Below are 15,241 nucleotides of genomic sequence, written 5' to 3' on the forward strand. Positions count from 1 at the left end.
TGCCGAAGGCTGCGATCTTTTGATTTTTAAGGTCTGTAGAGGTGTGCATGCCCCGCGCGATACAGCGATGACTCGCTGAACACCTCACTGCCCAACACCCGCCCAACCAGAATCAACGCCGTACGCCGAAACCCTTTGGCCGCAACCTTCCCGGCAATATCCGCCAACGTCCCCACCACCCAATCCTGATCCGGCCACGTCGCCCGGTGAATCACCGCAATCGGGCAGTCCGCGCCGTAATGCGGCAACAGCTGCGCCAGAATCTTCTCCAGATGGTTGACCCCCAGATGAATCGCCATGGTTGCGCCGTGCTGTGCCAGGTTGCCCAATTCCTCACCGGCCGGCATGGCGGTTTTATCGGCGTAGCGGGTCAGAATCACGCTTTGCGACACGTCCGGCAACGTCAGTTCCGCACCCAGCAACGCTGCACAGGCTGCGGTGGCTGTCACACCGGGGATAATCTCGAACGGAATACTCAGCTCACGCAGGTAACGGATCTGCTCTCCGATCGCGCCGTACAGGCTTGGATCGCCGGAATGCACCCGCGCCACATCCTGGCCGTTGGCGTGCGCGGTTTTGATCAGTTCGATGATCTGTTCCAGATGCAATTGCGCGCTGTTGACCACCGTCTCGGCTTGATGGCCGTCGAGCACCGCCGCCGGCACCAACGAACCTGCATAGATAATCACCGGGCAACTGCGGATCAGCCGCTGGCCTTTGACGGTGATCAATTCCGGGTCGCCGGGGCCGGCGCCGATGAAGTAGACGGTCATCGTTAAATCCTTGGAAAAGAGGCGCAACAACGCTTCAGATGAAGATTGTTCATGATCAATGACGGGGATTATCGGGATTTTACGCCGCGCCGGCCAATGCCAACGTTGCCTGAGCGTATTTTTGCCGGGAAATCAGCAGTTTTGCCGGTGCCTGGATCAACTGCTCGGCGAGCGCCAACGCCGCGCTTTCTGCCACGCCGTAGCAACCGGTGCGTTCGTAGGCGATTTGCGAATGGTGACTGAGTCGCTGTTGGTAATTGGCCAGTTGTTCACTGCTGAAATACAGCAAGGGCAGGGCCAGTTGTGCGGCAAGTTCTTGCAGGCCTGGCTCGTCGCGCTTCAAGTCGATGCTGGCCAACGCCTTGACCGCTTGTAGCTCGATACGGTGTGCCTGCAAGGCTTGGTCAAGCAAGGCGCGCAGCGTGCTGGCCGGGCAGCCGCGCTGGCAGCCCAGGCCGACCACGAAGGTCGGCGCTGCGCTGTCATCGGTCATGCGTGGTATTGACCATCGTTTTTGCGGCGGAACAACCAGGCGCTGATCAGGCCCAGGGCCAGCCAGAACGCCACGTTGGTCAACTGCGAAGCGATTTTGAACTGGGCTTCCAGTGCTTCCGGCGCGAGCATCGAATGTACTTGCGGCTGCGGCGCACCGATCACGTGCGGCACGGCGAGGATGGCGACACCGAGGATTTTCATCAGCCAGTGGCGGCTGAACACGATCAGCGACAGGCCGACAGCGGTCGAAGCGGCGGTGCCGATCCACCACATCTGGCGCGAGGCCAGATCTGCCGCAGCAGTGCCCGGCAACTCAGGCGGCAGGCCCAGGGTCGGCGCGAGGACGAAGGTGGCATAACCGGCCAGACCCCAGAGCAGGCCTTGCGAGGTTTTGGTTGGCGCGCGCAGGGTGTAGAGGCCCGCGAGCATCAGGGCGAAACCCACCGCAACCACCAGATTGCCGCCTGTGGTCGAAACCACCCGCTGCCAGCCGTCTTCCGGCTCCCAGGCTTGGGCATCGTGGGTGTGGCCGGCCATGGCGCCTTCGGCGTGTTCATGAACAGCCACCGGCTCGGCTTTCTCGTAGGTTTCAGCCTGAATAATCAGCGGTGAAACCCAGAAGCTTTGCAGCAGAGTGAGGAGCAGGGCGGCCAGCAGGCCGGTGAAACCCGCGGTTTGCGCAATACGCTTGATCATGTCGGCAGGTCTCAGTGGCACGGGAACGCGGCGCTGTGACGGGTATCGTGCGCGGCGTTGTGCACCGCTTCGATGTGCGAGAAACCGGCGAAGTAGACCAGGCTGGCGCCGAGGATCGACGCGAAGATCGCGGCGGTCAGGCGTTGGCTCAGGGTGGTGGTGCTGGCGATTTTGTCCGTGTTGCTGCCGGTGCTGCTGATGATCGACATGGCGCTTCCCTCTGGAGTGTCAGTGGGTGAATCGAGCGCATGAAAACCCCTGCGGGTCGGGCTCGCAGAGGTTCGAACAGCGCCCGCCCACCGCGGGTTTGTTATGTTCAGCGACGCACAAGTGCGTGCTGTGTGTTGCGGGCCGGTCTCCGGGCTCACGAGGGGTTGGCGTCAGGCCGACCTGCAAGCATCACCTTCCCATGCCGTGTCGGCACAGTGGTTTTGACGCTTCGCTCGCTTACCGTTGCGGGGGCAGCACCGGACTGACATGGGCTTGAGTAAAGCACATGATTCACCGGTTTCCCGTTTCACCCTGTGAAGGGCACCCGTAACAAGGTGTGTAGGAGAGCATGGGGTTGGGTTTTTAGTCAATTTTTTGGGGTGGTGGTGGGTTTGAATGATGTGGGCATATCCGTTGCTGCGGTAACGGCGGCTTAGGGTTCCGCCCTTACGGCGGGTCACTTTTTACAGACGCCTAAAAAGTAACCAAAAACGCTTGCTGGTATGACTCACCCACATAGGTAACAAAACAGTTCAAGCACATAGGTAACAGTTTTTAACTGGCACTGGTCGATTCCGAGGATCTGACCATGCCGTGGCGAGAGCTGAAACCTATGGACCTTAAAGTGATGTTCATCGCCGACTATCTGTCCGGTCGGCTCAACTTCAGTCAACTCTGTGCGGCTCACAGCATCAGTCGCAAGACTGGCTACAAGTGGGTGGCCCGCTACAACGCGGACAGCATCAATGGCTTGGCGGAGTGCAGTCGCAAGCGTCATTCTCAAACACAGGCTGTGCCGTTTGCGGTCAAAGAAGCCATTCTTGAGCTGCGGCGCCAAGGTCAAACCACGCCGGGCCCGAAAAAGATCCAGACAGCCCTGCAAGAGCGGTTTCCAGATCAGCCGCCGCCCTCCAAAACCACGATCTACAACGTGCTTAAAAAAGCGGGGCTAGTGGTGTCTCGACGGTTGCGTCAGCGTGTCGCTGTCTATCCAAAACCACTCCAGAAAGCCGACCTTCCTAATCAGCTCTGGAGCGCTGATTACAAAGGCCAATACCTGACAGGAGACGGTGTCTGGTGTTACCCGTTGACGGTAATGGATCACGCCAGTCGATTTTTACTGGCTTGTGAAAGTATGCCGAGCACGACTTTCAAGGACGCCAAAGCCACCTTCGAACGGTTATTTAAGACGTATGGGATGCCTGAGCGGATCCGCACTGATAACGGTGTCCCTTTTGCCAGCGGCGGGCGTGCGGGGTTATCACAATTATCCATTTGGTGGGCTCGTCTAGGCATCATTCATGAGCGGACTCAACCTGGGCGACCTGAGCAAAACGGACGGCATGAACGCATGCACCGCACGCTTAAAAGTACATTGCCAAGACCGCCGGAAATTGAGTGGGGAGCTCAGCAGAAGCATTTTGATCTGTTCATGCAGCACTATAATCATGAGCGTTTTCATGAGGCATTGGGGCAGAAAACCCCGGCCTCTTGCTACATCAGCTCTTCACGGGTATTTCCGAGAAAGTTGCCGGAGATGAAATACCCCAGCCATGTTGAGGCATACCGAACGGACTCCAACGGCGTAGTGAACAAAGGAAGGCTCAGAATCTATGTGGGCTATGTCCTGAAACATCAGATAGTCGGATTGGAGAGCATCAGCGAGGGTGTTTGGGACATCATCTTTGGGCCTGTTCTACTGGGACGTGTTGATGAACGAGACGCTAAGGATGGTTATCTGACGCTCAAAGTAATCAAAAATAAGTGATCAGGTGTTACCCATGTGCCTGAACTTAACTGTTACCTATGTGGTTGTCCCGTTCATGCTCCTACGTTCGGCCCGCTCGCTGGGGCTCGGGGTCCCTTCGCTCCGGGATCGATCCGGGGGCAGCGCCTACGGTTTGCTTCGCTGCACCTCCTCTCGCTGTGTTTGGCTGCGCCAAACGGTCGCTACGCTCCCACGCCCGGATCAATCCCTCCGCTCAGCCTTCCGATGTCGCCTTACAGATCAAAAGCTGCAGCCGAGCTAACGCTCATCCTGTTGAGTGGTGAGGAGCACAGCGTGGTCGGTTTTGGATTTGTGGTGGATTTGCCCCTCACCCCAGCCCTCTCCCCAAGGAGAGGGAGCCGATTTTTGATCTGGCTTAATGATTCTGGACACCCCTGAAGGGCGTAATCTACGCCCAACGACGAGGTGTAATTTTGACTAGACGGTACTTTTCGACAGATTTCAAACGGGACGCGGCTTGCTTGGTACTGGATAAAGATTATTCAGTAAGTGAGGCCTGCGAAGCGATGGGGGTGGGCCCGACCGCTCTGCGCCGCTGGGTTGAGCAGTTGCGCCAGGAGCGCAACGGCAAGACGCCCGAAAGATCCAAAGCCATGACACCCGATCAACAACGCATTCAGGAACTGGAAGCAAAAATCCGACGGATTGAGCGTGAGAAAGAAATCTTAAAAAAGGCTACAGCTCTCTTGATGTCGGATTCCCTCGATCGATAAGGCTGGTCGAGGAGTTAAGCGAGCTATATCCAAGAACCGAGTTGTGCGGTGTGTTTGGAATCAACCGCAGCAGTTATTACGACCGGTTGAAACAGGGCACAAAAGTTGATGTTGAACGCGATCGCCTCAAGATCAAGGCTGTTGAACTGCATCAGCAAAGTCGCGGTTCGATGGGCGCGCGAGGCCTGTCAGAGGCGTTGCGTAACGAAAAGGAGTCTGTAGGTCGCTACATGGCTCGTAGCCTGATGCGCGAAATTGGATTAAAGAGCCAGCAACGGCGCAGGCATCGTTACAAACCCAGCGGCGCGGAGGCTCAATACGCCCCTAACCATTTGGAGCGTAAATTCAACGTCGAGGCGCCCAATCAAGTGTGGTGTGGCGACGTGACTTACATCTGGGCGGGTACTTACTGGGTTTATCTGGCTGCGGTACTTGATCTGCATGCCCGACGCATCGTCGGCTGGGCGATGTCCCGAAGCCCGGATTCAGCACTAACCTGTCAAGCCTTGAAGGTGGCTTTCGAGTCGCGAGGACGGCCTGAAAACTTAATGTTCCATTCGGATCAGGGCTGTCATTACAGCAGCAAAATGTTCCGTGAAACGTTGTCGGACATGCGGATAAAACAAAGCATGAGTCGACGGGGAAACTGCTGGGATAACGCTCCGATGGAACGTTTCTTTGGCAGTTTGAAATCTGAATGGATACCCAAGGCCGGCTACCGAAACGAAGACGAAGCCAGTACCGATGTGTTGCGCTACCTGACCCACTATTACAATCGGATCAGGCTGCACAGCCACAACGGTTATAGGACTCCGGTAGCCATGGAGGCCCTGGCGGCATGAGAAATGAACAAAACCCTATAACTGTGTCCAGTATCGTTTGACCAGATCATTTCGGGATTTTCAAAACCTGAGTTCGACTCGGTATTTCACGTCGGCGTCGCCCGCCCAAACACCTCGGTCAGTCCCCTCTCCCTCGGGGAGAGGGCTAGGGTGAGGGGCTCTTGATCTGGCTCTTGATCTTGCTTTGGCTTTTGATCTTTTGCCCCATCGGCAGGCCGAGCGGAGGTGTTCATCCGGGGGTAGGCGCGCAGCGCCGTGCGGCGCAGCCGCATACATCGAGAGGAGGTGCAGCGAAGCAAACCGTAGGCGATGCCCCCGGATGGACACCGTAGCGAGGGAACACTGAGCCTCAGCGAAGTGCCGTACGCCAGGGGCAAAGCCTTTTGGTTCCTTTTTGGCGTTTGAAAAAGGGACTCACTGTAAGAGCGAAACCGCCAGCGGCAGCACCCGCAGCAACGGATATGCCCCCAATCCAAACATTGACCCATAAGCAAGCCATGCGTAGCCTTGCGCATTCGAGGTTCTTCGGCCCTTGCCGAAGCTAAGAAGGGAACGCGGTCAATGCCGCGGCTGCCCCCGCAACTGTGAACGGTGAAGTTCGCTGCCACGCCACTGCCAGCTCAATCCAGGAGCCCGCGGGAAGGCGCAGCAAACGCCAGGCCCAGCGCCTGAACACCGTCAGCCAGGAGACCTGCCTCGTCACAGATTCTCAATTCAACCGGGCGGGGTGATCCGGTGGCGAACTCTCCGGGCACGCACGCGCGTTGCCGGTTCTCGTCCCGTATGCCCGCCGCTTGCCAAAGGGCATACCGATGAAAACACTGGCCAAACTCCCCGTCACCATCGTCACCGGCTTCCTCGGTTCGGGCAAAACCACGCTGCTGCGGCACATGCTCGACAACGCTCAGGGCCGTCGCATCGCAGTGATCGTCAACGAGTTCGGCGAGTTGGGCATTGACGGTGAAATCCTCAAGCAATGCACCATCGGCTGCACCGAAGAAGAAGCCACCGGTCGCGTTTACGAACTCGCCAACGGCTGCCTGTGCTGCACCGTTCAGGAAGAATTCTTCCCGGTGATGCGCGAGCTGGTCGCCCGTCGCGGCGATCTCGACCACATCCTCATTGAAACCTCGGGCCTGGCCCTGCCGAAACCGCTGGTACAAGCCTTCCAGTGGCCGGAAATCCGCAGCGCCTGCACCGTTGACGCGGTGATCACCGTGGTCGACAGCCCGGCCGTGGCCGCTGGCACCTTCGCCGCGTTCCCGGATCAGGTCGATGCCCAGCGCAAACTCGACCCGAACCTCGATCACGAGTCGCCGCTGCACGAACTGTTCGCCGACCAACTGGCCAGCGCCGACCTCGTCATCCTCAACAAGGCCGACCAGACCAGCCCGGAAGATCTGGCTCGCGTTCGCGCGGAAGTCGCCGAAGAGCTGCCACCGGCGGTGAAAATCATCGAAGCCAGCAACGGTCGTCTGCCGCTGGACGTGCTGATCGGCCTCGGCGCCGGTTCCGAAGAACACATCGACAGCCGCCACAGCCATCACGATCACCACCATGGTGAAGGCGATGACGACCACGATGACCACGATCACGACGCCTTCGATTCGATCTCCATCGAACTGCCGCAAGCTGACGAAAGCCTGCTGCTCGACGCCCTGACGCAGCTGGTGGTCAAGCATGGCATCCTCCGTGTCAAAGGTTTCGCCGCGATCCCGAACAAGCCAATGCGCCTGCTGATCCAGGGTGTGGGGACGCGTTTCGACAAGCATTTCGACCGTCAGTGGGGTGCCGATGAAGCACGTATTACGCGTCTGGTGTTAATCGGCCAGGAACTCGACGCCGCGCAACTCGAAGCGCAGCTGCGCGCCGCGCTCAGCGTTTAAACCATGCACCTGCTCAGGACCCAGCCCGGCGGTTTCGTCTCGGATGACAACATTGCCGACCTTGGCCAGACCCCCGCCGAGTTGGTGATTCTGTGCAGCGGCGACTCCAGCCTGGCGCTGCTCGCCGAGGCCGCGCAGCAGTTGCCCGAGGATTACCCGAGCCTGCGTCTGGCCAACCCGATGCAGGTGCAGAATCACGCCTCGGTCGATTTGTACGTCGACGAAGTGCTGCGCCACGCCAAGGTGATTCTGATTTCGCTGCACGGTGGCATCGCCTATTGGCGTTATGGCGTCGAGCGTCTGATCGAACTGTCCGAGCGCGGTGTGCAAGTGATTCTGGTGCCGGGCGATGACCGTCCCGATCCGGAACTCAGCGACCTGAGCACCGTCAACGCCGTGGATCGTGATCGCCTCTGGCAGTTCTTGCGTCAGGGCGGCCTGGGCAATGCGCTGGATTTCTTCCGTTGTCTGGCCAACCGTTGGCTCGCCCGCGATTACGCGTGGGAAGAACCGCAGACGCTGCCGCGCACGGCGATTTACCACCCGAATAAAACCACCGCCGCACTGAGTGACTGGCAAGCCGATTGGCTGCCCGAGCACCCGGTCGCGGCGGTGTTGTTTTACCGCTCGCATCTGCAAGCGGCGAACACCGCGTTTATCGATGTGTTCTGCCAGCGCTTGCAGGTGGCGGGGCTGAATCCGCTGCCGATCGCGGTGGCCAGTCTGAAAGAACCCGGCTGCCTGACGGTGGTCGAGGATTGGCTGGACGAAGTCGAGGCGGGGGTGATCCTCAACACCACCGGATTCGCCCAGTCCAGCCCCGAAGCGCCGCATCTGCGGCCGTTTCGCCGCAATATTCCGGTGATTCAGGCGATCTGCGCGCAGGACAACGAGCCCGGCTGGCGCGACAGCGAGCAAGGCCTGGGGCCAAGGGATCTGGCCATGCACATCGCCTTGCCGGAACTCGACGGGCGCATCATCAGCCGGCCGATCAGTTTCAAGGATCTGGCCTGGCGCAGTGAGCGTAGTCAGTCCGATGTGGTCTGCTACCGCGCGCAGCCTGAGCGCATGGATTTTGTCGCCGAACTGGCGCGGCGCTGGATTGATCTGGCGCGGGTGCCGAATGGCGAAAAACGCATCGCGTTGATACTTGCCAACTACCCAACCCGTGATGGGCGCATCGGCAACGGCGTCGGCCTCGACACGCCGGCAGCGGCGCTGAATATCCTTCGCGCGTTGCAGGCAGAGGGTTATCCGGTCCCGGCAGAGTTGCCCAATAGCGGCACCGAGTTGATCCAGCAATTGCTCGGTGGCGTCAGCAACGATCTCGACATGATTGATCTGCGCCCGTGCCAGCAAAGTCTGGCGATGGACGCTTACCTGACGATGTTCAACGCGCTGCCCGAGGCCAATAGAAACGCAGTGGTCGAGCGTTGGGGATCGCCGCAAAACGATCCGATGTGCCGCGACGGTCGCATGATGATTGCCGGTCTGCGCTTGGGCCTGACCTTCGTCGGTATTCAGCCGGCGCGCGGTTATCAGGTAGACCCGAGTGCGGTCTATCACGACCCTGATCTGGTGCCGCCGCACGCGTATCTGGCGTTCTATTTCTGGCTGCGCAACACCTACGGCGCCCACGGTGTGATTCACGTCGGCAAGCACGGCAACCTTGAGTGGCTGCCGGGCAAAGGCGTCGGGCTTTCGGAGAATTGCTGGCCGGACGCATTGCTCGGGCCGCTGCCGAACATTTATCCGTTTATCGTCAACGACCCGGGCGAGGGCGCCCAAGCGAAACGACGCACGCAAGCGGTAATCATCGACCACCTGATGCCACCGCTGACCCGCGCCGAAACCTACGGCCCGCTGCGCAATCTGGAACTGCTGGCCGACGAGTATTACGAAGCGCAACTGCTCGACCCACGCCGCGCCCGCGAGTTGCAGCGTGACATTCTGCAACTGGTGCGCGAGACGCAGATCGACCGCGAACTGCAACTCGATGCAGGCCTGGACAGTGATGCCGATGCGGCGATCTGGCTGCCGCGCCTCGATACCTATTTGTGTGATTTGAAGGAATCGCAGATTCGCGATGGTCTGCACATCTTTGGTGAATCGCCGAGCGGGCGTTTGCGCATTGATACGTTGTTGGCGCTGCTACGGATTCCGCGTGGCGACGGCAAGGGCGCGCAGTCGAGTCTGCTGCGCGCATTGGCCAAGGCGTTTGAACTGGGTTTCGACCCGCTCGATTGTGCGTTGGCCGATCCATGGACAGGGCCGCGTCCCGCAGAGCTGCAATCGCAAAGCGACGAAGTCTGGCGCACTGCTGGTGATACCCGCGAACGACTCGAACTGTTTGCCACTGAACTGATTTCCCAGACGCTGCAATCCCCTTGTAGGAGTGAGCCTGCTCGCGATAGCGCAGGGGCATTCGATACATATTTGCCTGACACACCGCTATCGCGAGCAGGCTCACTCCTACAGGGACCGCGCTGGGCTGAAGTCAGCGCAATTATCGACAATCTGCGCGAAGTCGTTGCGCCACGCCTGGACGCCTGCGGCCCCGCTGAAATGCGCGGTTTGCTCGACGCGCTTAGCGGTCGCTTCGTCCCTGCCGGCCCGAGCGGAGCGCCGAGCCGTGGTCGCCTCGACGTGCTGCCGACCGGGCGCAATTTCTACTCGGTCGACGTGCGCAACCTGCCGACCACCACCGCGTGGCGCATCGGGTTCCAGTCGGCGACGTTGATTCTTGAGCGCCATCTCCAGGATCACGGCGATCACCTGCGCCAGCTCGGTTTATCGGTCTGGGGCACGGCAACCATGCGCACCGGTGGCGACGACATTGCCCAAGCGATGGCATTGATGGGCGTGCGTCCGGTGTGGGCCACTGGCAGTCAGCGTGTCGACGACTTCGAGATTCTGCCGCTGAGCCTGCTCGACCGCCCGCGCGTCGATGTCACCTTGCGGGTTTCCGGATTTTTCCGCGATGCGTTCGCCAACCTGATCCGCCTGTTCGACGCAGCAGTGCAAGCGGTGGCGGCCCTCGACGAGCCGGACGACCTCAATCCATTGGCCGCGAAAGTGCGTGCCGAGCGCGAGGCACTGTTGCAGTCGGGCGTCGATGAGGACACCGCACGGCGCCAGGCTGGTTGGCGGATCTTCGGCGCCAAACCCGGTGCCTATGGCGCTGGTGTACAAGGCGCGATCGATGGCCGTTTGTGGCAGACCCGCGACGATCTGGCCGAGGTCTATCTGAACTGGGGCGCCTACGCCTATGGCGGTGCCGACGAAGGTACGGCCGCCCGCGAACAGTTCGTCCAGCGTCTGAGCCAGGTGCAAGCGGTGCTGCAAAATCAGGACAATCGCGAACACGACCTGCTCGACTCCAACGACTATTACCAGTTCCAGGGCGGCATGCTTGCGGCCGTGGAAACCCTGCGTGGCGAGGCGGCGGCCAGTTATCACGGCGATCACAGTCAGCCGGATCTGCCGAAGATTCGCACGTTGAAGGAAGAGCTGAACCGGGTGATTCGCTCACGTGCGGCCAATCCGAAGTGGATCGACGGGGTCAAGCGCCACGGCTATAAAGGCGCGTTTGAACTGGCGGCGACGGTTGATAACCTGTTTGCGTTTGATGCGACGACACAGTTGATCGATGACCACCAGTACGCGTTGTTGGCGGATGCTTATTTGCTGGATCCGGCGACTCGGGAGTTTGTTCGCGAGCATAATCCGCATGCGCTTCGCGATATGACCGAGCGCATGCTTGAGGCGCAGCAGCGGGGGATGTGGCAGGAGCCGGGGGCTTATAAAGAGGCGCTGGAGAATCTGCTGCTGGATATAGAGGAAGATATGTAACGCGTTCAATAACGCCTCCCCCTCACCCCAGCCCTCTCCCCCAAGGGGGAGAGGGGGAAAGGGAGCCGACCTGGGTGCTGTTCAAAACTTGAGTTCGACTGGATAGTTCAAGTCGGTGGATTTCAAAAGAGCACCACGGTCAGTTCCCTCTCCCTCTGGGAGAGGGCTAGGGTGAGGGCATTTCTACCTGACACCCTGCAACCCTCAAGCACACCAAAGACCACGAAAGAGAAAAACCCAAATGACCGACACCCCGCATTTCCCCCTTTCCGCCGTGGTCGGCGCTGATGACCTGAAACTCGCCCTGTGCCTCACCGCCATCGACCCGAAAATCGGCGGCGTGCTGATCGAAGGCCCGCGCGGCATGGCCAAGTCCACCCTGGCCCGTGGCCTGGCCGATCTGCTCGCCAGCGGTCAATTCGTCACCTTGCCGCTGGGTGCCACTGAAGAACGTCTGGTTGGCACCCTCGACCTCGACGCCGCCCTCAGCGAAGGCCGCGCGCAGTTCTCGCCGGGCGTGCTGGCCAAGGCGGACGGCGGCGTGCTCTACGTCGATGAAGTCAATCTGCTGCCGGATCATCTGGTCGATCTGCTGCTTGACGTTGCCGCCAGCGGCACCAACCTGATCGAGCGTGACGGTATCTCCCATCGGCATTCGGCGAAGTTCGTGCTGATCGGCACCATGAACCCGGAAGAGGGCGAGTTGCGCCCGCAACTGCTTGACCGCTTCGGCTTGAACGTTGCTCTCAGCGGTCATACGGTGCCGTCTGAACGCGGACAGATCATCCGTCGGCGTCTGGATTTCGACAGCGATCCGCAAGCGTTCTGCACGCAGTGGCAAGCTGAGCAACAAGCCCTGCGTGTGCGTTGCGAAAATGCTCGCGCTGCCTTGGCCAGGATTGCCCTGGACGATGCCGCACTGGCGCAGATCACCGAGCGTTGTTTTGCTGCCGGGGTCGATGGACTGCGTGCCGATCTGGTCTGGTTACGCGCCGCTCGTGCTCACGCGGCATGGCGCGGGGCGGCGGTGATTGGCGAAGAAGATATCGACGCCGTGGCCGAGTTTGCCCTGCGCCATCGGCGTCGCGAGCACCCGGCATCGAGTCCGCAGCCACCGGCGCAGTCGCCAGCCGAGTCTCAGGCCACGCCAAGTGAAGGGCAGGGCCAGTGGGGCGACATGCCGGCGCCGGCGCTCGCCACCGGCGCCCGCCGCGAAGTGCCGAGCTGGCCAAAAAAGCGTTAGGCATTCGCCCCCGATCCGAGGTGGGGGCGAATGCCAGACCCCGCGCCGGACGGCTGGACAACGGGCGCCAGGGCAAACGCCATATGGCCCGCAGCGGTACGGTGAACTGGCCGGGCACGTTGCTCAACGGGCGTCCTCGGATTCGTGAAGATCTGCTGTTTCAACTGCGCACACGCTCGCCGCATGAACTGTGGCTGGTGATCGTCGATGCCTCGGCCTCGACGCGGCGTCATCACGCCTTGAGCGATGCCAAAGGCCTGCTCGCGCAACTGTTCGATGACGCCTATCGCCAGCGCGCGCGCCTGGCATTGTTAACGGCCAGTGGCGCGGCGCCGAAATGGCAGGTGCAAGGGTTGAAGGCGTCCAGCGGTTTGCATACCTGGCTGGATGCTTTGGGTGCAGGCGGTGGCACGCCGTTGCTGGCGGCGCTGATGCAGGCCGGGCATTGGCTGACGGTGCGGCGCAAGCGTTTTCCCGCCGAGCAGCAGCGATTGTTGGTGGTCACGGATGGTCGTTTGAAACAGTGGTCAGGATTGCCGGTGCTGGCGTGTCCGGGCTTGTTGATCGATATCGAGCGTGGGCCGATTCGGTTGGGGCGGGCGCGGGATCTGGCCGAGTCGTTGGGGTCAGAGTATCGACATATCGATGAGCTGATTTCCCGCTGATATTTTCCGTGTCTGCACGGGCCTCATCGCGAGCAGGCTCACTCCCGCATTTGGAAAGCGTTCACCTGTGGGAGCGAGCCTGCTCGCGAAGGGATTGACCCGGTCTTGAGCCGAACAACCAAAACCCGCATCCCTGCTCTATGCTGCACCCAGCCCAATCACAAGGAGTGAGCGATGCGCGTACTGGTCAACAATCCCGCGGACGATTTCCGCGTCAAAGCCTACGCCGGCACCAACGGCGTGTTGCTGGCCATGGACCTGGCCGAATCCCGGCGCAAAGGCCTGTTGGGTTTCGCCATTGAAAAGCAGCAGGGCGGCAAACCCTGGTTGTTTCTGTTCAACAGCCTGACGTTCCCTGGCAAGGCGCACACGTTCCCCCAGTTCCACGCCACACCGAGCGATACCGCGCCGCTGCAAAAATTTCGCTGGGCGGATTACGCGGTCAATCCGGGCATGACCCTCCACTATCGCGTGCATCTGGCCTACGGTACTGCCGATGCCGTGCAGTTGGGCGAAGCACTTGAGCTGACGGTCACCGCCGATGACGGTCAGCCGAGCAACCAGAGCGTGATATTTAATCGCGCCGTCGCCGCCAGCCAGGCCTTCCAGCGCAAGTTTCCCGATCTCGACGCACAGATCAGCGCCAACAAGAACATGCCCATCGAAGCGTGGCCCGATGCGGCCCGGCAATGGCTGGAAAACGGCTTGCTCGGGCGCTTGCTTGGTTTTATCGAGCGCGCCGTCGATGGCCTGTGGGCGCTGGATATTGCCATCTACGAATACCAGTTACAGGCAATCATCGATGCGGTGAACGCCGCGTATGCGCGGGGTGTGAAGGTGCGGGTGCTGTATCACGCCCGGCCGGATGACGAAGACACCACCCTCAACGAAGCGAGCCTGGCGGCGCTGCCTTCCGCGAGCAAACGCGGGCGAGTGACCCATAACATCTTTCACGACAAATTTATCGTCCTGAGCCGCCTCGCTGCCAGCGGTGAGCATCAGCCTGAAGCCGTACTGTGTGGCAGCACCAATTTCACCGCCAACGGGGTTTATCGTCAGGCCAACGTGGTGCATGTGCTGGACGACGAATCGGTTGCTGCCAGTTATCTGCAAAGTTTCGAGCAGATCTGGACGCGACCGGACGATGTCGGCGCAACTCGTGACTGGATCACCGAACACAACGCGATGAATCCGCAGCAAACTTTATTTGCCGGGTTCTCACCGCGTACCGGCGGCGCGGATCTGCAGGAGTTTGTGCGGATCATCGGCGCGGCGAAAAAGGACGTGCTGTTCGTCACGGCGTTTTCGCTGCCGGATGCGATTCTCAACGCGTTACTCGGCCAGCCCCACGACGACATTTTGCGTTATGGCCTGCAAAACACCGCCAGCCGCATCACCGGGTTTCACGCCGACCGCAGCGCCGAGTTCGCCGCCACCGCGCTGCTCAATACCGGGCTGGAAGGCTGGTTGCGCGAGAGCATGAAAGGTCAGAAAGGCAATCTGCTGGTGCACACCAAAGCGGTAGTCACCGACTTCACCACCGATACGCCGACCATCATCAGTGGTAGCCATAACCTCAGCGTTTCGGCCAGCAATGGCAACGATGAAAACTACCTGATCATTCGGGGCGACGCCGATCTGGCGGATCGCTATGGTCTGGAGCTGTTGCGATTTTACGAGCATTACCGCTTTCGCTATTTCGCGAAGAAACTGGCATTGAAACAGGTGAGTCCGTTGGCGGCAGATGACAGCTGGACCAATGATTACTACGTCGAAGGGGATTTGCGGCAGTTGTCACGGCTGCGCTTCGCGGGGCGCTGACTTGCCCCTGTAGGAGCTGCCGCAGGCTGCGATCTTTTGACTCTCGCATTAGAAAACAAGATCAAAAGATCGCAGCCTTCGGCAGCTCCTACAGGGGAATCTGAAGAGCTGTTACAGATTTTGAAATGATTTTGAGCTGTAGGAAAAGTTACTTAAGCCTGTACGCTCCAAGGCCATTTTTCATTCAGGATCTACATGAACACCCTCTCGGAGCCTCCCGGTTTCAGCTTCCCTTCGCGCCACGGCGCGGTCTTGA

Annotated in this window: 11 protein-coding genes and 2 riboswitches; of the genes, 7 read left to right on the forward strand and 4 right to left on the reverse strand. The window is 60.1% G+C overall.

The genetic code is table 11. The features are described from left to right. Positions 1-26 precede the first annotated feature (26 nt). The 4 genes from cobM to P3G59_RS13345 form a co-directional block, all read right to left on the reverse strand. A complete protein-coding gene (cobM, locus tag P3G59_RS13330; protein ID WP_277761920.1) occupies positions 27-773 on the reverse strand; it encodes a precorrin-4 C(11)-methyltransferase in 747 nt (248 codons plus the stop codon). A 79-nt stretch (positions 774-852) separates the two neighbouring features. Further along, the gene (locus tag P3G59_RS13335; protein ID WP_277761921.1) at positions 853-1,266 is read right to left on the reverse strand and encodes a cobalamin biosynthesis protein; all 414 of its coding nucleotides are present in this window, start codon (positions 1,264-1,266) and stop codon (positions 853-855) included. After that, positions 1,263-1,964, reverse strand: coding sequence for a CbtA family protein (locus P3G59_RS13340; RefSeq protein WP_277761922.1), 702 nt, complete (start codon positions 1,962-1,964; stop codon positions 1,263-1,265). Before P3G59_RS13340 ends, P3G59_RS13335 begins: the two co-directional genes overlap by 4 nt. Before the next feature lie 11 nt (positions 1,965-1,975). Continuing rightward, entirely contained in the window at positions 1,976-2,173 is a 198-nt protein-coding gene (locus P3G59_RS13345) for a CbtB domain-containing protein (protein ID WP_093430890.1), read from the reverse strand. Between the two features lie 122 nt (positions 2,174-2,295). Further along, positions 2,296-2,518, reverse strand: a riboswitch (cobalamin riboswitch). Positions 2,519-2,763: 245 nt separating this feature from the next. Between P3G59_RS13345 and P3G59_RS13350 the strand changes: the two genes are divergently transcribed. The 7 genes from P3G59_RS13350 (at position 2,764) to P3G59_RS13380 (ending at position 14,985) form a co-directional block, all read left to right on the forward strand. Further along, positions 2,764-3,942, forward strand: a complete 1,179-nt coding sequence (locus P3G59_RS13350; RefSeq protein WP_277761923.1) for an IS481 family transposase — start codon at positions 2,764-2,766, stop codon at positions 3,940-3,942. Positions 3,943-4,376: 434 nt separating this feature from the next. Then, positions 4,377-5,518 (forward strand): IS3 family transposase gene (locus P3G59_RS13355; protein ID WP_277758200.1). Its coding sequence is split into 2 segments (ribosomal slippage): positions 4,377-4,626 and positions 4,626-5,518, totalling 1,143 coding nucleotides; the frame shifts between segments, so codons are not numbered across the junction. A gap of 501 nt (positions 5,519-6,019) precedes the next feature. Continuing rightward, positions 6,020-6,232: riboswitch (cobalamin riboswitch) on the forward strand. Between the two features lie 98 nt (positions 6,233-6,330). Continuing rightward, positions 6,331-7,404, forward strand: a complete 1,074-nt coding sequence (gene cobW, locus P3G59_RS13360) for a cobalamin biosynthesis protein CobW (protein WP_277761924.1) — start codon at positions 6,331-6,333, stop codon at positions 7,402-7,404. Between the two features lie 3 nt (positions 7,405-7,407). Continuing rightward, complete coding sequence (gene cobN, locus P3G59_RS13365) at positions 7,408-11,256, forward strand: cobaltochelatase subunit CobN (RefSeq protein ID WP_277761925.1); 3,849 nt, start codon at positions 7,408-7,410, stop codon at positions 11,254-11,256. 241 nt (positions 11,257-11,497) lie between these two features. Beyond that, positions 11,498-12,499, forward strand: a complete 1,002-nt coding sequence (locus tag P3G59_RS13370) for an AAA family ATPase (RefSeq protein WP_277761926.1) — start codon at positions 11,498-11,500, stop codon at positions 12,497-12,499. Continuing rightward, the gene (locus P3G59_RS13375) at positions 12,424-13,164 is read left to right on the forward strand and encodes a VWA domain-containing protein (protein WP_277761927.1); all 741 of its coding nucleotides are present in this window, start codon (positions 12,424-12,426) and stop codon (positions 13,162-13,164) included. Before P3G59_RS13370 ends, P3G59_RS13375 begins: the two co-directional genes overlap by 76 nt. 174 nt (positions 13,165-13,338) lie before the next feature. Further along, positions 13,339-14,985 (forward strand): phospholipase D-like domain-containing protein, encoded by a 1,647-nt coding sequence (locus tag P3G59_RS13380; protein WP_277761928.1) that lies wholly within the window; start codon positions 13,339-13,341, stop codon positions 14,983-14,985. Positions 14,986-15,241 lie beyond the last annotated feature (256 nt).

Source organism: Pseudomonas sp. A34-9 (assembly GCF_029543085.1).
Lineage (GTDB): Bacteria > Pseudomonadota > Gammaproteobacteria > Pseudomonadales > Pseudomonadaceae > Aquipseudomonas.